The sequence below is a fragment of the Paraburkholderia sp. SIMBA_030 genome, from assembly GCF_046535245.1.
Taxonomy (GTDB): Bacteria; Pseudomonadota; Gammaproteobacteria; order Burkholderiales; family Burkholderiaceae; genus Paraburkholderia.
Map to the genome: position 1 here is coordinate 1 of NZ_JAWRXB010001773.1, position 231 is coordinate 231.

The following is a 231-nucleotide window of genomic DNA, read 5'->3' on the forward strand; positions in this document are numbered from 1 at the left end:
TAGGCCGCAACCACCCGCGTGCCGCACGCCGCAAGGCACTCGCGGGGCCTGACTTTGGCAAGGAGCCGCTGGTCTTGCTGAACGACACATTCGCGACGCGCCGGTTCATCGATGAGCATTTTGCGCGTCACGCTATTCGACCGCTTGTCGCAATCGAAGTGGATACGGTCGGTGCAATCGTCGAGATCGTGCGTCGCGGGCAGCTGGCGACGGTTCTCCCTGATCACATCG

General features: G+C 62.8%; 1 protein-coding gene. It reads left to right on the top strand.

Going from position 1 to position 231, the window contains the following annotated elements:
• Positions 1-231 (top strand): LysR substrate-binding domain-containing protein (locus SB772_RS46085; protein WP_410839280.1); only part of this gene is annotated, 231 nt, incomplete at both ends.